The organism is Paenibacillus sp. JNUCC-31, assembly GCF_014844075.1.
In the GTDB taxonomy this organism is placed as follows: Bacteria; Bacillota; Bacilli; order Paenibacillales; family Paenibacillaceae; genus Paenibacillus.
The window spans coordinates 1947625-1967192 of the sequence record NZ_CP062165.1; the positions used below are offsets into that span (position 1 = coordinate 1947625).

The 19568-nt window shown below is 45.8% G+C and carries 19 protein-coding genes and 1 pseudogene; 5 read left to right on the plus strand and 15 right to left on the minus strand.

Translation table 11 applies throughout. The features are described from left to right. Positions 1-104 precede the first annotated feature (104 nt). The gene (locus JNUCC31_RS08320) at positions 105-1460 is read left to right on the plus strand and encodes a dipeptidase (RefSeq protein WP_192270392.1); all 1356 of its coding nucleotides are present in this window, start codon (positions 105-107) and stop codon (positions 1458-1460) included. Positions 1461-2142: 682 nt separating this feature from the next. Here JNUCC31_RS08320 and JNUCC31_RS08325 read toward each other — a convergent pair. The 4 genes from JNUCC31_RS08325 to JNUCC31_RS08340 all read right to left on the minus strand — a co-directional run bounded on the left by JNUCC31_RS08325 (position 2143) and on the right by JNUCC31_RS08340 (position 5436). Beyond that, positions 2143-2514: a hypothetical protein gene (locus JNUCC31_RS08325; protein WP_192270394.1), complete on the minus strand. Its 372-nt coding sequence runs from the start codon at positions 2512-2514 to the stop codon at positions 2143-2145. Between the two features lie 114 nt (positions 2515-2628). Then, the gene (nagA, locus tag JNUCC31_RS08330) at positions 2629-3843 is read right to left on the minus strand and encodes an N-acetylglucosamine-6-phosphate deacetylase (protein WP_228469579.1); all 1215 of its coding nucleotides are present in this window, start codon (positions 3841-3843) and stop codon (positions 2629-2631) included. Continuing rightward, positions 3840-4568: a glucosamine-6-phosphate deaminase gene (gene nagB / locus JNUCC31_RS08335; protein WP_192270396.1), complete on the minus strand. Its 729-nt coding sequence runs from the start codon at positions 4566-4568 to the stop codon at positions 3840-3842. Before nagB ends, nagA begins: the two co-directional genes overlap by 4 nt. 4 nt (positions 4569-4572) lie before the next feature. Continuing rightward, positions 4573-5436, minus strand: a complete 864-nt coding sequence (locus tag JNUCC31_RS08340; RefSeq protein WP_192270398.1) for a MurR/RpiR family transcriptional regulator — start codon at positions 5434-5436, stop codon at positions 4573-4575. Positions 5437-5590: 154 nt separating this feature from the next. Between JNUCC31_RS08340 and JNUCC31_RS08345 the strand changes: the two genes are divergently transcribed. Then, positions 5591-6031 carry a hypothetical protein gene (locus tag JNUCC31_RS08345; RefSeq protein ID WP_228469580.1) on the plus strand — a complete coding sequence of 147 codons (441 nt, stop codon included), beginning with the start codon at positions 5591-5593 and terminating at the stop codon, positions 6029-6031. Positions 6032-6537: 506 nt separating this feature from the next. Here the strand turns inward: JNUCC31_RS08345 and JNUCC31_RS08350 are convergent. The 9 genes and pseudogenes from JNUCC31_RS08350 to JNUCC31_RS08385 all read right to left on the minus strand — a co-directional run. Beyond that, a pseudogene (locus tag JNUCC31_RS08350) lies at positions 6538-6633 on the minus strand (LuxR C-terminal-related transcriptional regulator); the annotation flags it as partial. A gap of 7 nt (positions 6634-6640) precedes the next feature. Then, positions 6641-7573: a hypothetical protein gene (locus JNUCC31_RS08355; RefSeq protein WP_192270400.1), complete on the minus strand. Its 933-nt coding sequence runs from the start codon at positions 7571-7573 to the stop codon at positions 6641-6643. Positions 7574-8017: 444 nt separating this feature from the next. Next, positions 8018-8179 carry a hypothetical protein gene (locus JNUCC31_RS33205; RefSeq protein WP_228469581.1) on the minus strand — a complete coding sequence of 54 codons (162 nt, stop codon included), beginning with the start codon at positions 8177-8179 and terminating at the stop codon, positions 8018-8020. 159 nt (positions 8180-8338) lie between these two features. Continuing rightward, positions 8339-8563, minus strand: coding sequence for a helix-turn-helix domain-containing protein (locus JNUCC31_RS08360; protein WP_017692532.1), 225 nt, complete (start codon positions 8561-8563; stop codon positions 8339-8341). 208 nt (positions 8564-8771) lie between these two features. Next, a complete protein-coding gene (locus JNUCC31_RS08365) occupies positions 8772-9731 on the minus strand; it encodes a YhcN/YlaJ family sporulation lipoprotein (RefSeq protein ID WP_192270402.1) in 960 nt (319 codons plus the stop codon). A gap of 222 nt (positions 9732-9953) precedes the next feature. Continuing rightward, a complete protein-coding gene (locus JNUCC31_RS08370) occupies positions 9954-10958 on the minus strand; it encodes a DUF4340 domain-containing protein (RefSeq protein WP_192270404.1) in 1005 nt (334 codons plus the stop codon). Next, on the minus strand, positions 10955-12349 hold the full coding sequence (locus JNUCC31_RS08375) for a GldG family protein (RefSeq protein ID WP_192270406.1): 1395 nt from the start codon (positions 12347-12349) through the stop codon (positions 10955-10957). The genes JNUCC31_RS08370 and JNUCC31_RS08375 overlap by 4 nt, the downstream gene beginning before the upstream one ends. A gap of 4 nt (positions 12350-12353) precedes the next feature. Then, complete coding sequence (locus JNUCC31_RS08380; protein ID WP_192270408.1) at positions 12354-13070, minus strand: ABC transporter permease subunit; 717 nt, start codon at positions 13068-13070, stop codon at positions 12354-12356. After that, complete coding sequence (locus tag JNUCC31_RS08385; protein ID WP_192270410.1) at positions 13067-14191, minus strand: ABC transporter ATP-binding protein; 1125 nt, start codon at positions 14189-14191, stop codon at positions 13067-13069. Before JNUCC31_RS08385 ends, JNUCC31_RS08380 begins: the two co-directional genes overlap by 4 nt. Positions 14192-14331: 140 nt before the next feature. Between JNUCC31_RS08385 and JNUCC31_RS08390 the strand changes: the two genes are divergently transcribed. Beyond that, on the plus strand, positions 14332-15504 hold the full coding sequence (locus tag JNUCC31_RS08390) for a glycosyltransferase family 4 protein (protein ID WP_323374367.1): 1173 nt from the start codon (positions 14332-14334) through the stop codon (positions 15502-15504). Positions 15505-15821: 317 nt separating this feature from the next. On the opposite strand, the gene JNUCC31_RS08395 is transcribed toward JNUCC31_RS08390, so the two are convergent. Together JNUCC31_RS08395 and JNUCC31_RS08400 are read right to left on the minus strand one after the other, a co-directional pair. Further along, positions 15822-17309, minus strand: a complete 1488-nt coding sequence (locus JNUCC31_RS08395) for a DHA2 family efflux MFS transporter permease subunit (protein WP_192270414.1) — start codon at positions 17307-17309, stop codon at positions 15822-15824. A 262-nt stretch (positions 17310-17571) separates the two neighbouring features. Next, the gene (locus tag JNUCC31_RS08400; RefSeq protein WP_192270416.1) at positions 17572-17931 is read right to left on the minus strand and encodes a hypothetical protein; all 360 of its coding nucleotides are present in this window, start codon (positions 17929-17931) and stop codon (positions 17572-17574) included. A gap of 183 nt (positions 17932-18114) precedes the next feature. Between JNUCC31_RS08400 and JNUCC31_RS08405 the strand changes: the two genes are divergently transcribed. Together JNUCC31_RS08405 and JNUCC31_RS08410 are read left to right on the plus strand one after the other, a co-directional pair. Further along, on the plus strand, positions 18115-19353 hold the full coding sequence (locus JNUCC31_RS08405; protein WP_192270418.1) for a glycosyltransferase family 4 protein: 1239 nt from the start codon (positions 18115-18117) through the stop codon (positions 19351-19353). Continuing rightward, positions 19350-19523, plus strand: coding sequence for a hypothetical protein (locus tag JNUCC31_RS08410; RefSeq protein ID WP_192270420.1), 174 nt, complete (start codon positions 19350-19352; stop codon positions 19521-19523). Before JNUCC31_RS08405 ends, JNUCC31_RS08410 begins: the two co-directional genes overlap by 4 nt. The last annotated feature ends 45 nt before the right edge of the window (positions 19524-19568 follow it).

Consider the following 19568-nt stretch of genomic DNA (forward strand, 5'->3'; position numbering starts at 1 on the left):
GGAGAATAAAACGGTACGTAGCCGATCATTTTTTAACCAATGTTTTATTAACATGTCAAAATGGATTACAATAGGGTATAGCAGAACATGAAGGAGGCCTTTTAATGAAGGAACAAGCTTATTTTCAACAAAATAGAGACAAACACCTGGCAGAATTGAATGAATGGTTATCCATTCCAAGTATTTCAGCCATTTCAGCACATAAAGAGGATATTAACCGTGCGGCTCAATGGGCTGCGGATGCACTCACACGTGCAGGTATGGAAAATGTAGAGGTTATTCCAACGGCGGGACATCCGATTGTCTATGCAGACCACCTGCATGCACCCGGCAAACCAACAGCTCTGATCTATGGACACTATGATGTACAGCCTGTCGATCCGTTAAATCTGTGGGATTCACCTCCATTCGAACCTACGGTTCGGGACGGCAAACTGTTTGCTCGGGGTGCCACGGATGACAAAGGACAAATCTTCATACATATTAAGGCGGTTGAAGCTCTGCTTGCCGAAAACAAGGAGCTTCCCGTGAATGTAAAATTCTGCATCGAAGGGGAAGAAGAAATCTCCAGTCCAAACCTGCCGATCTATCTGAATGACAATACGGACAAGCTGCGTGCAGATATGATACTGATCTCGGATACATCTCTGCTCGAAAAAGGAAAACCGGCGATCTCCACAGGTCTGCGTGGCCTTTGCTCGCTCGAAGTGGATCTGAACACAGCCAACACGGACCTGCACTCCGGTTCTTTTGGCGGAGGTGTACCGAACGCACTGCATGCGCTCGTATCCCTGCTCGCTTCGCTGCATGATGAGCAAGGCCGCGTGAGCGTAGATGGTTTCTATGAAGGGGTTCTGCCGCTCTCTCCTGAGATGAGAGAAGAGTTCGTGAAGCAGGGCTTCAATGAAGATCAGCTTCGTCAAGACCTGGGACTTGAGCAATTGTACGGAGAAGAAGGCTACTCGTTCGTGGAACGTGTTGGCGCACGTCCGACACTGGAACTGAACGGCGTATGGGGCGGTTTCCAAGGTGAAGGCACCAAAACCGTTATTCCGAAGGATGCTCATGCCAAAATCACATGCCGCCTCGTTGCGGATCAAGATCCGCAGCATGTGCTGGATCGTATCGAAGCACATCTGCGCGCTCACCTTCAACCGGGCGCAACGCTGCATGTGAAACAGATTGAGAAAGCCTTTGCGTTCAACACGGATCCTACCGATCCAATTCTGCAAAAAGCAGCTGATGCGTATGAGCAAGTGTACGGTGTTCGTGCCCTGTTTACGAAAGACGGCGGCTCCATTCCGATCGTGGAGAAACTTTCACGCGTGCTGGGTATTCCAGCGGTTATGATGGGCTTCGGTTTGCCCGATGAGAACCTGCATGCACCGAACGAGCATTTCAACCTGGAGAACTTTGATAAAGGGTTGTTGACAATTGTTCAGTTTATGAAGAGTTTGTAAAATTGAATCCTCACTCTTACACGAGGTCACTCTGCAGGGAGAACAAGCTTCCGATCGCTGTTATCCCCGGATTTCCTTGATTCCCTTTTAATAAAGGGAGAAATACCGGTGATAAAGGCGAACGCTTCGCTTCTCCAGCTTTCTTCTCCCCACTTCGTTAACGTGTAAATTATGAATTCAATTCCATATAGTATTAGTATACGTAGATCTAATAAAAGCGACGACCCTAAGGGATGTCGCTTTTATTAATCCGATTTCGTCCCCTGCACTACTTTGCAGCTTTTTCATAACTGATTTTAAGATTGAACCTACTTTACAAATGAAGGGTATAGGTAGATATATAAATAGATAAAGGGGGTGTGCCGTCCATATTCAAGACGGCACACCCCTTTTGTAATTGGTAGATCATTACAACGGCTCGTTATTTGCCTTTTAACGAACCGAGCACGTGCTATTCGACGAAAATCCGCAGTTCTGGGGAATTAACGAATCGTAGGAGCTTTATTTCCTCATCTTGCATGTCGTTCATCAAGTTTACACCGGAATAGCGTGGCTGACGTTCGTTAGACTTTCCAATCCAGACTATTCCGCATAATAAGGTGTAGTAGGTTCGTTAGCACTGTGACTAGAAGGAGAAATCCAACTTCCGGGACATCTCCAGCTCTACCCAGTCATCCTCCACTTAAGAGCGGAAGGTTGTGAAATTCAACATATGTACAAGCTGCATCATATGCGTGATTTCCTGCTGGACTCTCGAGGTGTCCTCACCAGCCATCGCTTGATTGGCCCGCAGCGTTCTGCGGGTGTTGAGCATACCGTCGATTAATTTCATAACCGTGTTGCGTCCACGATGATCCACAATCATATACTTTTTGCGTGCATCCAGCTCCACCCATACGATATTGCTGAATGAAGGGAACAGGTGTCTGCGGTACTGCTCCATATCGGTCTCATTGTAGTGCTCGCCATAAAAGGCATAATATCCGTGTACGTGCAGCTTTTCCGCCAGCTCTGTGATGAACGGGTCGAATTCGAGCATAGCGTTACGTTCCATGTTTCACGCCTCCGTAATGCGTGATCCGCAGATCTCGTCTTTTTTGAGATCTATTTTAACATATTACGAAAGGTATTGCCTGTTGAGGCACACGACAATACTACAGATGTAGAATTAACCGCCGACTCGTCTGCCCTTCACCCACACTTCCTCAATTTTCAAATCACCATTCAGCAAAACGACGTCCGCCTGTTTTCCTTTAGCAAAGGAACCCGTTCGGTGATCAATGCCGAGCAGACGTGCCGGCGTCAGGCTGGCTGCCCGTGAGGCTGCATTGAGACTCAAGCCCACTTCCTGTACCAGATAGCGGAAACCACGAATCATCGTGAGCGTGCTTCCTGCCAGTGCGCCTCCGTCTTTCAAACGTGCCACACCTTCCGTAACAATCACAGGCAGATCGCCAATTTTGTATTCACCATCATCCAGCCCGGTAGCAGACATCGCGTCTGTGATTAACACAAGCTGATCTGCTTGTTCTTTCAGTTGAGCCAAAATAGACATCGCCGCCGGATGCACATGGATACCGTCTGCAATGATCTCTGCACTGATGCGGGAATCACTAAGCACTGCGCCGGCAGCTCCGGGATTGCGGTGATGCAGCGGTGTCATCGCATTGAATGTATGCACGGCATGGTGCAGCCCGGCTTCGACCGCAAGCTGTACTTCTTCATAGGTCGCATCCGTATGTCCTAATGCTGCGGTAATTCGCTGCTCGCGCAGCCATGAAATGACTTCGAGCGCCCCCTCACGTTCCGGCGCCAGGGTGACTTGACGAATCAAGCCGGGATATTGTTTTTCCCACGCGTCCAGCCAGGACACATTAGGCAATACAATATGATCCGGGTTTTGTGCGCCGGGCCACTTCGGACTGAAAAAAGGACCCTCCAGATGTACACCTTCCAGCTGTGCATAAGGCATGTCACCGGAACGGTAGCTGTCCACTTCAGCCAATACCCGGTCCAGACTATCTTTGGGCGCCGTCATGGACGTTGCCAACATTGCAGTGGTCCCCTGTGTGCTGTGAAATGAAGTGATTTTATCCATCACTTCCTTACTCGCGTCCATAAAGTCTTCGCCATTTCCACCATGTACGTGGATATCTATAAATCCAGGCACAATGACGCCATGCTTGGAAACAGGCACAGATACGGCTTCACGGCGAATATGTTCAGATAATCCCTCGGGTGCGCCAGCATAAAGGATCTTCCCATCCGTCCAGACAAGTACACCATCCTCCAATACACCATCGGGCAGTACGATTTTACCTCGAAGAAGTGAAATGGTTTTTTCACTCTCTTGCTCCTGGTTTTCCATAGCTTCTACGTTCATTTCACCAGCCTCCCAGCCGCACGATCCAGCAACACGACCACATTAGGATGACATTGCAGCAGCGAAGCGGGACATTGGGTCGTAATCGGCCCCATAAAGGCTTCACGAATAATTTCGGCTTTCTCCTCACCACGGGCGATCAGCAGAATTTGTTTGGCTTTCAGAATCGTACCTACACCCATCGTAATGGCCTGAGTTGGAACTTCATCAATATGATTAAAAAAGCGGGCGTTTGCTTTTCTTGTCTCTTCTTTGAGATCCACCACATGTGTCCGTCCTGTAAGCTCGGTTCCGGGTTCATTGAAGCCAATGTGGCCATTATGTCCGATACCCAACAATTGCAGATCTACTGGTCCACGATCATCAATCCGTTGTTCATAGGAATCACATTCTTGTCCCAAATCCGAAGCCTGCCCATCCGGCACTTGAGTTCTGGCGAGATCAATATCAATATGGGAAAACAATTGTTCATTCATAAAGCTGCGGTAGCTTTCGCGATGCTCCACAGGAAGACCGACATATTCATCCAAATTGAAGGAAGATGCCTGCGCAAAGCTGACCAGACCTTTCTGATACAAAGCAATAAGCTGTTTATAGATACCCACAGGAGAACTTCCAGTCGCGAGTCCCAGTACAGCCCGGGGTTTGGTCTGTAGCAAACTGGCAATCACACCTGCACCAGTTGCGTTCAAATCTTCTTCGTTTTCAAAAATACGTATATTCATCTTTTTAGGCACCTCCATTATGTTGAACCCGATAAGACTGTACATTGTGATACGATTGTTCCAATTTTGGGATAAAACGGTCGAAGTCGGCACTCACCATGCCCGTGAACAGAATATCAACGACATGCAGCAGCGCAATACGTGAAGCCATGTCTCCACGCCTCATGCCTTCTTCCAGTGAAGACGTAAACAGTGGAATATCCGACACCGTCGCAAGTTGGTTATTCCCATAGGATGTTAGAGAGATGGTAGAAGCTCCCGCCTGTTTGGCACAATGCAAAGCATCAATCGTCTCCGGCGTTTCACCCGAGTAGGATACTGCCATCGCCACATCTCCCTCACCCAGTGAAGAAGCTGACGTAATTTGCATATGTGAATCCGAGAAGGCGGTACAGCTTTTGCCAATCCGTACCAGTTTCTGGTAGAAATCCTGTGTAACAATGGAAGAGGTCGCCACCCCGTAGAGATCAATACGACGGGCATGGCATAGTAACTGAACCGCATGCTCCAACCTTCCTAAATCCAGCAAACGGGTGGTATCCGCAATGGATGCAATATGGTTGGCTTCAATAGCTTCTACAATTTTGGATAAAGGATTGCCCGCGACGATATCCTGATATGCAGTTTCAGTGGATGAGTGTGACAGTTCCGCGGCCAGTTTCATTTTGAAATCAGGGAAACCCTTGAAATGAAATGATTTGCAAAAGCGGGTTACCGTAGCCGCACTTGTTCCGCTTTGCTGCGCAAGATGGTTAATGGTCCAGCCAGGAATATCGGACGGAGACTGTAAAATCACCTCTGCAATTCGTCGTTCCTGAGACGGAAGTTCGTTCAGTTCTTGCTGCAACGCATGTAGTATGGCTGCCATGAGCTCTCCTTTTGTGAAAATTATTTTTATTAATTTATTATAAATAAAGAAAATTATTTTTATGTTTTCATTTTAATCAATACGTTGTTGCAAATCAAGAGGATTTTAACCATCCACTACCGTATCTATGATGAAATTTGGAGAAGGCATCTTCTTGATTAAGGAATGGGATCCCGCTTATATTGGAGATGACTTTGAAGAAAATGTGGATACATTCCCTTTCAAGGAAGGAGCACACTTGGTGAACCGACGACAACGTCAAAAAATGATTCCTTCCACCTGGATCATTGCCATAAAAAAGACCGAAGCTCGTAAATACTATGTCCTGTATGCCATCGACTGGAAGCGTGGAGGGCGACTAAGCTGGGAAGGCTGGGAAAGCCTCGCAGACTTGTTGCAGTTCCATATCCCTATCAAACGTAGGGCTGGCGGTTCGAAATCCTTCTCCCAACCTGCCGCCAAAATTGCGAAAAAAGCACTCTATCTGCACCTAAATGAAACACAATACGGTAAATTGGAGCAGCTCTTTTATCAGCCTTTTTCGAAGAAACAATGGAGAGCTTTTATTCATGAGCATGCCAATAACATTATGTAAGTGAAACCTTATGCCATATCCGATTATGATTTCCATCACGCTCTGCCCGTAGCAATCTGTACCCTTGGAATTTCTGCGGGCTGAGCCTTTTCCCAAGGGAGCGTGATGAATCAATGAAATCTCAGCAAAGAAATCTGGCCTATTACAGGCATCACAGAAAGCGCGTCATTCAACGTAAAAAACAGCTTGCTGTACGATACTGTTGGTCCTACAAGTTCGAAGGTATTTTGGCAAAAGGAAAGATACATTGTTCCTGCTGGTGGTGCTGCGAAAAAACAAAACGGCTAGGATATCCTAAATCTGAGCTAACTAGAATAGCGGACTGCGATGAGCAACTTTTGAATTCAGATTTTTGAGAATATCAAGTCGAAACAAGCGATTCCTGCACTTTAAGGATTTGCTTGTTTTCGCTTTCCAACCTAAAACAAAAAAGTCTTTCCCCATTCTTCATGATGAAGAATAGGAAAAGACTTTCATGCTGCTTCAATCAACTGTGCAGTATCGCGTCAGATCTTCAGTTCTCCGAGCTTAATCAGCTCTACAACTGCCTGCGAACGACCCTTAACATTGAGTTTCTGCATCACATTCGAAATATGGTTTAAAGTACACTCAAGAATTAATCTGTAAATGATCTGCTTGTAGCTCTTCTTCTGCTGACTTTATGTTGTTGTTATTATCAGCGTTCTTTTTATCAACAAGTGACTTTTTCCACTTATCCCACAAACGATCAAATGCAGTATATAAAGCAAAACTATAAAGTATTGCCGTTTTCAGTTCATTTACTATGCTATTAAGATAGATATTTTCGATTTTTATAAAATAAGCTACCATTGATCCTAAAGCTATTATTGCAAAGTTCATTACATAGATAACGCTCATAAATTCCCTTTTAGCGGTTTTATCTCTGTACTCTAATGTATCGAATATCTCCGAACTAATAATTCCTTTCTTAAGTTTCCATTTTCTCCTCCCAAAAACATTCTTAAGATAAAAGTACATTTTACCTGAAACTCTCATTATAAAGTAATTCATGAAGAAAACAAAAGTAGTACATATTGTGATAGAGTTTATGTAATCATTAAATGAGACTAGTAAATAAAAATAGAGTAAAACAAAGAGTAATGAATTTATAAAGACACTGATTGTTAATGATATAGCATACAAACCACTGTATCTAAACATGGTCTCCATATTTATTTTATTTAAAATAAAAAAGGTGATTGTTAAAGGCAGAAAAGCAATTATAAATATTATCATAGAAACTAAGAAGTATGATTTCCGCAGAAAATTGTATTTTTTCGCCCCTTCTTTTTTTCCGAAATAATAGAAAGATGACATAAATAGAGCAACTGAGAACATAAATATAGATAGATAAGTACAAGCCCATTTTATAAAAATTTGATTAAAGTCATTTCCTTCAGCTGTAAATGAAATTACAAATAAGCCTAATGAAAAAAGAAATATAATTGCTGAAATCCAAAGTTGTGTTTTATCAGTATCTTCGTTTTTCCCATAAAACTTAGAGATCTCGAATCGACTCATGGGTTTATCCCTCTTCTCTATTTCTCTATTTCTATATAGGTGATTATACTATTTATAAGATTATTACTGTTAGCTTTCCTGCCTATTTTCCTTTTAATACTATATATAAAGCTAAGTGAAGTCGATGAAATACAAATTTATTAAATAGCATCAACAAAGAAGAACTGAAGCTTCAACTCCAAAAAGACCTACAGTTGTATCATCGATTCTAACTAGTAACAAAACCTTCCTTTGAATCTGTCGATAACCATATTTGCCATCATATCGTTGATACGTTCGATATATTTACGTTTTACATCGGCATAAAACTACTCAGGGATACACCAAACACGTGGCATAGTTTCTGAATATTTCCGATGACGCTACCTTTTCCATGTTCTGAAATCCTTCTTGTTGCTTCCTCCTTCCAGGTAACAAGCACTTTTTTAGCAACCATTCTCCCGTTCAGTTTTTGCACATAGCGGTATTTGATCCAAAAATTCTTTCCGTCGAACCTCGCTGATCAATCAGTCCGAACTCGCCTTGTTCCGTTATTTTAGCATCCATCACTTCAAACGTCCCCGGGTCATGAATCTCCAAATGTACATAATCTTTCAGTAAGTCCATCCCTCAACAATATGCATAGGAATAGCCTCTTTTCTAATTTTCTCCGAGTACGTTTTAAACTTTCCCCTTCATGACTTACAAAAAAGTCTTTCCCCATTCTTCATGATGAAGAATAGGAAAAGACTTTCATGCTGCTTCAATCAACTGTGCAGTATCGCGTCAGATCTTCAGTTCTCCGAGCTTAATCAGCTCTACAACTGCTTGCGAACGACCCTTAACATTGAGTTTCTGCATCACATTCGAAATATGGTTACGCACCGTTTTCTCGCTGATGAATAACTGCCCTGCGATGTCACGCGTCGTTTTGTCCTGAACCAGTAATTCGAATACTTCGCGTTCACGGTGGGTCAACAGAAATTTGCTTTTATGATCGATACCCTTCAATGTTCACCCCTCCTTGCTCGGGTTGTGTTGGTGTAACAAGGTTAAGGGGATACAGTCAACTCATCTTATGTAAGGTCAAGGGCGTTGGTTCAGTTTTATCAAAAAAATGGGCAGTCTTTTATCCAAAACAAATATGCCCTTGCAGCTGATGTTTCCCATCCGCGCAAAGGCATACTTGTTCAAACTCAACTCGGAATTTACCGATTATTTATCGGTTCATCAAGCCGTCATTGTTGCGGTGCAATATCCCATCGGGATGAACACCATCACGGTGATTGGGGTTCACTGCGTTGGTTGGGAAAATACGTTCAACCATCGATTGGAATGAACCAATCATGCCCCTAACCGGTTTCCCGTTACGAATATCGGTGGAATAGCTCTCCACATGCTGAACAAATTCAGGATTAGAGGAAACGTATACGTTCTCTACATGAGGTGCATATTGTTTGATTTTTGCCGAGATCTTGGATTTAATCTCTTCTGGTGTGTTGTCATCCGTGCTGTCTACACGTGCTGTATCACTCTTCATCCCATAGTGGCCATCGCTCATCGAACGTGCATTGCCGCTGTTGGTCAGTCCACGCATCATGCCATAAGATCCAGTACCCATGGTTCCATAAATACTGCGGTCGTTCCCCATGTGGCTCCGGTCTGTCGCAGCATTCGTGTTCAATCCAGGAGCGATGCCGCTGGTTCTATATGGAGACATGGTTCCGTTACCACCATTCACACGCATTCCGCCCATATCCTGGTTTAAGCTTTCGGTACGCATGGTACCGTTGGCGCGATTTCCATGGGTTCCGTTCATTTTGCTTTCCAATTTGCCAGTGTGACCATCTGCCAAACGGACAGCAACATAAGCGTTACGATCGGACAGCATGACTTTTGCTGACTTCACTTCTTTCATTTCGGTAATACGTTTAGCCAGCTCGTGACTTTCTTTCAGGTTAGTGACGTTATGCATCCGGTAGCTCTTCGCACGAATACCATCCATCCCATTGGACTCAACACCATAACGGTTGATGCCTTTCACTTCATGACGAACACTTTGGGTGTGCAGATTTTTATTATCTTTTGTATTCGTTCCACAACCCGTCAATCCGACCATTACGAAAATTGCAGTAGACAAAGATAAGCTGATTGCTGTCGCCTTTTTGGCTGCTGGCATGTCTCATCCTCCAATGTTGTTGGTTTTGGTCACAAGGATAGGATGCACTTCTGTACGTAGCGCTATGCTGAAAGGATATGGAACACCAACCAACCTGTATTTATTTGCACCACCTCTCTTTCCATAAAAAAAGCAGTGCTTGCAACAAGTGCAGCACTGCTTTAACCAAATTACTTATCCAGTTGGACTATTCATCATATTAAAGGCTCTGCTTCAATCCAATTACTTGGATGACGGTTCCTTGTCCGCATTCTTTCCGACAGACGATGCTGTATTCGAATTCTTTATCGAATTCGGAAATTGCTCTGCTTCCTTCAGACTGGTTTTATCCATGGAATAAGCCCACTGACCATCCGGGGTTATCACCCAGATCTGATCCGGTTCCGATGCAACGGTAAGCCCCCGATATACATCCGTAACGGCCTCTCCGTTAACCATCTGCTCAACAGATAATGTAAAACGGGGCACGGTTCCTTTCAGTTCAGAAGCTTTGTGAACATCGTCCGCAGTGGACAGATTTTTAATTTTGCCAATCAGCGAAACGGCATCTGTTGTTTCAATTGCTTCACCGTTAAGCGTCCACTTCTGCTCTGCCGTACCCTCTTCAGAAGAAGATTTGAGCATCCAGGTGGCAGCTTCGCCTTCCCACTCTAGCGAGGTAACATTCGTTTCATCCAGATTAAACGGTGTCGTATCCAGCAGATCATGTCGTGACAGTTCAATATTGCTGATCACTTCCGTTTGCACAGCAACGACGGGTCCGGAGTTAACCCGCACATAACGAGCTTCATCAGCTGGCAACTGACCTCCTATGGTCAGCTTGATAACGCGATTATCATTTAATTGAATGTCCAGCAACGTTGCATTTGTACCCAATCCATATTTATCGAGATCCTTCGGTTCTTCCTCGACAACCATTTCCTGATCCGCACCACTCAAGGCATCAAGCCAACTGCTTACAGTATACCCATTCAGAGGATAAGCCTTGGGTTCCACCATATTCCAAATACCGTTTTTTAGTTCCAATTTCGAAGTGGAAGGCTCTGTCCCATGGGATGTGCCTGCATTGGTGTCATGAATGGTGATGGACTGTATGTCTCCAGACTGGATGCCAAGCAACTTCACCTTCTCTGCTTCCTCTTCACGAAAATAATTCTGACTGGCCGCATAGACCCAACCGATGATCAAAACCACTACGACCAGAATCGTTGGGAGCCATTTTTTCATACCCGTCTACGCCTCCACCATAAGAATACACCTATCATAACAAAGATGAGCGGGAATGCGACAATCGCTACGAAGAAAATAATTCTGGCCTGCTGGCCGTTCAGGTATGCCATCTGATAACCGGATTGTACGCGTGGTCGGATGGTCACCCCATCCTCTTTTTCACTCAGATAATTAACGGCATTTAGTATAAAGTCCCGATTTCCTCCATTCGCAATTTCCGAATCCTGCATGAAAATGGATGATCCCAAAATCACAGCCTTTGGTTTGCCATCGGTAGTATCCGCAGCATATCCGAGTTCGACAGGACCTTGTACATCCTGATCCGGATCATTGGATGTCTCATTTTGTAATAGTCCTGCGATGTTTGTCTCCCCATAACTTTCATTCGACGAATGAATGAGCGGTGACAGTTTGTATTTGTCCTGCTCTTTACTGGTCAAAGCAATGGACAGGGATAACATCGGGTATAGCTTGCTCTCTGATAGCTTATCCGTGATGGCATGTGTGCCATACTCAGGCACTACCCAAAGTGGGCCCATTGTACTGGCTTGCTGGTTATCCACCATGACGGCATGCTCATCAACAACACCATAATCCGTCATGAGTGCATCAATATTTTTCCATGTCACCTTCATATCCTGATGAAATCCAAGAGACAACAACAACTTACCTCCGTTATTCAGATAAGTGCGAATAGCCTTTAGTTCGCTATCACTGATATCCCGCTGTGGACCGATAATAGCAAGCACGTCCGCATCTTCTGAAACCTGACCTGCCTGATTTAGCTGAAGTTCTTCTGTTGTGATATTATTCTGTTCCAAAGATGCGCGCAGCGTAGTCAGCTGATCCAGACCTAACTCTTCATGCCCTGTCAGGAAGACCATTTTATTCTTTTCCGTCGAAGACAGATTGATTAAGGCTTGTGTCAGCTTCTCCTCACCTGTGAACTGATACGATCCATCACTACCATCACCAACAGCCGTGAACAGGCTGGCGATATCAATGACTTTATGCTGATCGCCCTGTTCTAATACGATAGAGCTCCCTGTAATCCCATACTTCGAAGCAAGCGTTGGTTCCTGAGTCAGATTGTACTGCTTCATCTTCAGTTTGCTGTTGCGTTTCGTGTATTCCTGAACCATATCTGTCACTTCGCGGTTCAAAACTGTATTATTTGCATTTTCGACGGTTAACACCAGGATGTTGACGTCTTCTTTTACGTTTTTGATTGCAGTAAGTGACTGCTCTGATAAGGTGTATTGCTTGTTGGAAGTCAGATCCAGCTGGAAGCCGCTAAGTGAATTCAGAAACAGAGTTAGCAAAATAAAGATGCCAATCATCGCTACAGATAGCACAGTACTGTTGGTATGACTTAACCATTTTTTCATCTTCTCACCTCCACCGCTTCCGTTCCACAATCTGAATGCTTAACAGCAGAAACAAACCTGAGAGCGTGACATAATACAGTATATCCGGGCCACTAAGTACACCCTTCGTAAAGCTGTCAAACCGATTCGTCAGTGCAAAAGGATCCAGCCATTGCTGTAACGCTGATCCGGTATTGCCTGCAAATGAATCAAGCATCCACAATACGAGCAAAATAATAAAACCGGCTACCGCAGATACCATCTGATGCTGGGATAGCGTGGAAGCAAACAGTCCAATCGCCATCATGCTTCCGCCCAGAAAGAACAGACCCAGTGCAGACAACCATACCGAGGTGAGATCCAGTTCACCGAAGAAAGACATGATTAGCGGGTAAACCAGGCTGCACAAGATCAATACGACAAGAATGGCGAGCGACGCCAGATATTTGCCAAAAATAATCTCTGTCACCCGTGCAGGTGAAGTCAGCAAGAGTTCATCCGTACCCTGCCTGAATTCCTCGGCCACCAGTCTCATCGTCAGCAACGGTACCACAAAAAGCAGCATGGATAACGTATCCCCCAGCACCAGACGGTAATCCACTATGCTTGGCTGGTAGTACACAAAGCTGGAATAGAACAACAGGCTTGTCATGAGTACATACACGGCAAAAGCAAAATACGACGTCGGTGACAGGAAATAAGCCTGAAGTTCTTTATTGCAAACCGCCATCATTCGTCTCATTTGGAACCCTCCCCTGTATGGGAATCAGACGAAGCACTCTCGGAATTAGTCGATTGCTTCAGTTCTGAAGCGGTGTCCGAATTGACCTCTGCACCTACCGCCTGATTGGCGAGTTGCGCTTTATCAGCTTCAGGCTCCTGCAATGCCAGTTCCGATTCGGATTCCGTTGTGGTAAGCTTCAGAAATATTTGTTCCAAACTGAGATTTTCTTTCTTCATCTCCAGGATTGGCAAGCCTGCACCGGACAAAAGGTAAAAAAGTTCTTCTCGAAAATCATCCGAAGATTCACCGGTAAGCAACATTTTGACCGTATCGTCAGCATCGGTAGACGCCTGTCCATCCGCTGCTTGAATGACTTCGCTACGAACCTTCTCCCAAGGTGTCAGCAAGTTATGTAATTGCTGCTCTGTTGCCTTCACTTCAATCGATACTTTGAATTGTTCACCCAAGGAGGAGCCAAAATGCTGCGGTGAACCGTCCAATACAAGCTGTCCCTGGTTAATAATCAACATGCGATTACAAAGCGTGCTCACTTCCGGCAAAATATGTGTACTGAGCAGCACGGTATGATTCTCACCCAGTTCACGGATCAGATCCCGTATTTCTATAATCTGATTCGGATCAAGTCCTGAAGTCGGCTCATCTAGCACGAGCAGATCCGGTTTGTGAATAATGGCTCCTGCCAGCCCAAGACGTTGCTTGTACCCTTTGGACAGCCCGCGAACCAGTTGTTTTTCCCGGTCCTGAAGACCCAACCTGCTAACCATCTCACTGACCCGCAGTTTCACTTCACGTGCCGGGACATCTCTCAGATGGGCGACAAATTTGAGGTACGAGTGCACCGTCATGTCCGGATAAAGCGGTGGTGTCTCAGGCAAATAACCGATTTTGGAACGGACGCTCCGGCCCTGATCGTGCACCGATATGCCATCCACTGCAATGGAGCCAGCTGTTGGATGCAGATATCCGGTGATCATTCGCATCGTTGTTGTTTTCCCGGCACCATTCGGTCCCAAAAAGCCAACAATCTCACCGCGCTCCATGGTGAAGTCCAGTTGATGCACGCCGTGCCGTCCATCAAATACTTTGCTTACCTGTTTCACTTCGAGCACATCATTCATCCTTTCCCGTTAAAATACCCGTGTGCCATCATCGCTTTCTTCAGATGGTCAACACGGGAAGTTCCTTGTATCTTACGTGCTATATCCTAAATACAGCTTAAGGTCTCTTAAAAGAGAGCTTAAAAATATGTGTCTAAATCGTGAACAACCCTTCATTCACCCACACCCTGTACTCTGGGGCAACGTACCATACAGTACAGGAGCATCAGCACCTGCACAAAAGTCAGAGGGTGAACCGTGTGAAAGTACTATTCACATTTTTTGTTCCAAGCGGCGGTGTAGATACGTTAAACCGATTGCGTACCGCTGTTCTGCAACGCCACGGCATCGAAGCGCATGTGTTGTATCTGTACCCTGGCTCGGGAATGCAGAACAATAACAACACGCCGGTCTTCACCGCTTCCAGTGATGAGGAAATTCACAGTTTGATTCATCATCACCAATATGATGCCATTATTGTCACCTCGGATATCTCCATGCCGGGCAGACTGAGAGCCCTTGGGTTTAACGGTCGAATTATCTATGAAGCACAGGGGCTCGGAACGCGTGAACAGGCTTTTAAAATGATTCAAATGGGAGTACCTGATCTGCATGCATACTGTAATGCTGCAGTCATTCCTCCAACGGATCATCTATTGGAGCTGTTTATCCATATGTGCCCCTGGCTCCATCGGTTTGTCATTCCCAATATGCTGGATACCAATACCTTTGCTCCAATTTCGGTGGATACCCCGCCCTATCCGGTGCTTGCATGGGTGGGAAGACTCGAACACAACAAAAATTGGCGAGAATACTTGGCGATATCCAGCAAAATTATTAGTACAATTCCCGAAGCCAGACTATGGTTGTTCCACGATCCCACCTTGGCTAATCCGGAAGATGAGGCCATGTTCCGACATATGCTAGTGGAGTACGGGCTTGAAGATCGGACTGGTATTTTTATCAACGTGCCTCATTCCGACATGCCTACATTCTATTCCATGATTGCAGCTTCCGGGGGAATTATGCTATCCACCTCCCTGCTTGAGGGGTTTGGATACGCCGTTGCGGAAGCGATCAGTTGCGGCTGCCCGGTGCTCAGCACGGATTCAGATGGTGTCCGTTCCTTCATCACACATAACCGAACGGGAAAATTCTATCCGCTTGGCAACGTGAACGCCGCTGTATCCGAAGCCATAGACCTTATGCGTAACAACGAACTAAGGGAGTATATACGCATTCAGGGCAGGCAACATATGGCGCTTTCCTTCTCACCCGATCGATATGCATTGTCATTTCGTGAAATGATGACTGCCCTGAGCATTTTCTCATGAATACGGCAAAAAGGCAGTTCAGAAAGATTCTCTGAACTGCCTTAGGTTGATCTAACGAATCTGACACACGTTATTCGCTCTCATTTGCGCCGTTCTGAAATGTAAGGAATTCCAGAGAGGTTATTTCATCGATCAAGTCGCTTTTTAGGCTCTGACGTGCGTTTTAGACCGAAATAACGTCACTGAAGTTCGTTAGAATTTGCAATCCTTGCGAATCCGCCATTTAATGTTCGCTAGGTTCGTTAGCACCTTGCAGCTAAATGGGAAACTCTTTCGAGACAGCCCTTAATCCGATACCCTATATGTGGTTATCACAATTAGTGACCCATCATCATCGCCGGATCAGGCTGATCCCCGGTTTGAAGGGATTCTTCCTCCATCCGTTTCGGCTTACGCAGAATCAGACTGAGTACACATCCAAACAAGGCAATGCAAGCGGCCAGGAAGAAGGTATCGTTAAAACCAGCGACCAACCCATTAACTACAGCCACCCCATCTGTTGCGCCAGCTGTATTGCTTGCAATATGGGAAGTGAGGAATCCAGTGAGCCCGGCAACTGCAAAAGAAACAACGACTTGTTGCGCAGCAGCGGTAAGCGGAGTAACCCGACCTACCAGTTTGCGTGGAGCCGCATTCAGCACGTGCGTGTTGAGCGGCATCATGGACAGACCCATACCCAATCCCATCATGACAAGACTAGTAATGATCAGGCCAAGACCCGTCTCTGCCGTAATGGAGGATAGAATAAACAGTGCACCCGAGATGATACCGAGACCGACAAATGCCAATGGTCTTGCACCAATTTTATCAAATAACCGTCCACCTAACGGCATACCCACACCCGAGGCCAGCGCCTGCGGCAGCAGAATGAGTCCTGTTTCCAGCGCGGTGTAGCCCTTGATCTGTTGCAGATATAATGGAATCAGAATCATCGCTCCGAACAGAGCGACTTGCGACACCCATGCCAGAATAATTCCCCGTGTGAAATCCGAGGATTTAAATACCCGAAGTTCCAGCAGCGGATTTTTGTGCCGAAGCTCAACGATAATGAACAGAATCAGCGCTACGCCCCCGACAATCACACCTGTCAGTGTAGTTGCAGACGTCCAGCTTGTTCCGCCCTCACTTACACCATATGCGAGCATCGAGAATGCAATGGGTGCCAGAATCATGCCAAGCAGATCAAGTGCAGGTGTGCGCCCACGATCCGTATCCGGCAGGAATTTGATACATAGAATAAAAGCGGCAATCCCGATCGGCAGGTTGATCAGGAAGATCCAGTGCCAGCTGAGGGACTGAATAAACCAACCGGATAATACCGGCCCTAGTGCAGGAGCCAGCAGCATGGGAATACCGAGCATCCCCATGATGGAGCCTCTTCTTTCAGGAGGAGCCAGACGGAACACCATCGCCATACCAATCGGTGCCACCATGCCTCCGCCAATTCCCTGAATGATACGGTAAATGATCAATTGCTCAGGAGACTGTGCGATAGAGCATAACACTGAACCCAGAGTAAACATTGCAATCGTGAACAAAAATACTCTTTTGGCACCAAATCGATCGGTCAACCATCCTGCCAGCGGAATGACGGCTGACAGAGCTAACGTGTAACCTGTAACGGTCCATTGGATCGTCTTCAGGTCAGTCTCAAAATATTGAACCAGATTTGGAATCGCCACGTTAACTACCGTGCTGTCCAGAATGACCATAATCATCCCGACAATAATGGCCAGTAGCGGCAGAATAATCGTTTTAATCGAAAACTCGGCCGGGTCCTGGGGAACTGCTGCTTGTTGTTTCACTCTCTCCACTCTCTTTTCCGGCCTGGAGGCTTATCTGTGTATGTCTCTCCATCAGCCTTATATTCACGACGTTTCAAACTTTTGTTTTAAACCGTCGTTTTAAACCCTTGTTTTAAGCATAGGTTAATTCTAATGAAAATACCTTTGCTGTCAAGCTATTTTTTTATTAGATATCTGTATAGGTATGTATGCCAAAAAAATGGACCAGGTCTTCATCCTGCTCCACCCGTTTTGGTTAATCAAACCTCCGATTGAACTTTTATTAATCTGCCAGCTTGATCATCTGGTGTTCCGAAAGTATACCCAGGGTCTGACCGTTTTCACTTCTGCAATACATACGAATCACGAGATGATTCGGCGAAGAACTATTGCTGATGATCCTCAGTTCGCACGGTTCCGACGTTACCGACAGGTTATGGATAATGTGATTGGAACTCTCTTTTCCGACCTCAGCTCTCATATGAAACAGATAACGATATAGTTCCCCACGGGTGGAACTGACTCCACCGACAAATACATCGACTTCGTCATTTTCGAAATAGGCGATCTCAATGTCCATGTACCTCACCGGAACACCAATTTGTAGCAGGTTCTCATGAATCTCCAGCAAATATGCGGCCATTGTATATCCCCCCCTTAAGCGCGAACCCTTTCTTAAGATATGGTATGCCTTCACTCGTCCGTTGCTATTTGTATTCACCCATTTTAACTATTTACACAGTAATGCCCACCCTTTCGGTTGCCTTTTTTCATAGAATAACAGGATAGAAGCTCGGCCTGTGCAGGCCCTGACAAGGAGGTACCTATGAGAGTTCTGATCGTGACCTATTGGGAACTTACGCAGATGGGTGGAATATGGACATATGTGAAACAGCTCGCTGACAGGCTGATGGCACTTGGCGTTGAGGTCGATATCATGGGCACCAACGGTGCCAAAAATGAAGTGTATATTCGCAATCTCAATCGTTCCTTCTCCAAGGATAAAGTATGGCCCATGCTGCAAGCCAAGCTCAATCCTACAGATCTTCCCCATTTCACAGCCGATTCTCTCGTGGCTTATTATGAATTAAACAGATATGCCTTTGAAATGGGGGCCGCTTATCTCGGTGTTGATCACTACGACGTCATACATGCGCAGGATCCGGTAGCCGCCGTCGCGATAAAACGCATTTTGAACCGCAACACACCGCTGGTCACCAGCTATCATGGAGCCCTTGCGCGCGAAACCTTCTATGATGCCCAAAACTCTAATGCACAACTTACCCTCCCCGCATATTTACAATCCAAACGCGGTCGCTACTTTCTCTCATTGGAAGAGCGGAGCGCTGAACAATCCGAGCTTATTTTGGTCTCCAGCCATTGGATTAAGAGCACACTGGCGGAACTCCATGTTCCGGAGTGGAAATTCCGGTTAATCCCTTATGCTGTGGATCTTCCATCCTATCGTGCTCAAGCAGCGATCAGGTTCCGTCATCGTAAGCCAGCAGGCAAAAAAGTAATCGCTTTTACAGGAAGGCTGGAGTATATCAAAGGGGTCCATGTGTTAATCAAGGCACTCTCCAGTCTGAAAAAAATCCGTTCAGATTGGGTCTGCTGGATTGCTGGAGAAGGGAATCTGAGAGATGAATTGTATACGCAAGCCATGAAGGCAGGGGTAGATTCGGACATCGTATTCTGGGGCAAACTGGACAACATCCCTTCCTTCCTTCGACGCGCCGATATTTATGTACAACCCAGCTTACAGGATACACAGCCTTTCTCGGTCACAGAGGCACAGCTCGCCGGACTACCTGTCATTGTAAGTGATACCGCAGGCATGCCTGAGATGGTTCAGCCTGAACATACCGGTTGGGTCGTGCCACCGCAAGATGCGGAGTCCCTTAGTACATTATTGAACGCCCTCTTGCAGGACGATGCGACCCGTACAAAGGTAGGGGCAGCCGCCAAAGCATGGGCTGAGCAACATCGTTCACTGAAAGAGATGGGGATGCGTACACTTCATGTCTACCAGGAAGCCATACAGATGGGAGGTCACCGGAAATGACATTGCTTGTACCCAGTGATTTGTATAACCGTTGGTTTACCACTCCTGTGTCGACGGCTCACATCGAGGTAGATTACGTTGTAATGAATGAATTAATGAGGAAGCTGCCCAAAGGATACGTATTCCCTGATCCGGCAACGATGCACATTCTCACTTCAGAGAACAACTAGAATCTAGAGACAAATACCTTTTAAACAGGAATAAACAAGAGGATA